The sequence below is a fragment of the Fructilactobacillus sp. X2R5C3 genome, from assembly GCF_059901325.1.
On the sequence record NZ_JBWXUY010000050.1, the window covers coordinates 1 to 244 of the forward strand.

Here is a 244-nt window from a genome sequence, read left to right on the forward strand (position 1 = left end):
GCCCGCAGGTGCTGAATCCCTTCCAAGCCATCCTGGTCCAGATCCCAGTAAGTCCCGGCCGGCTCGAGGTAAGGGCTCCGCGTCCTATCGCCGACCACCTTGGGCGAGCCTTGGATGGCTCGGCCGATCTGGCGAAGCAGATCCGATCCGGCCCCCGATTGCGCCTGCGCTCCAGCCGCCGCAGTCAGGGCAAACGCCCCGGTCAGCACGGCCCTTCTAACTCCCTTCATGGAACCCCCTGTTC

Annotated in this window: 1 protein-coding gene; it reads right to left on the reverse strand. The window is 66.4% G+C overall.

Annotated features, from left to right (window positions below):
* Positions 1–230: hypothetical protein (locus AC6UDE_RS07130; RefSeq protein ID WP_500697052.1), on the reverse strand; the 230-nt coding region annotated here is incomplete at its 3' end.
* Between the last annotated feature and the right edge of the window lie 14 nt (positions 231–244).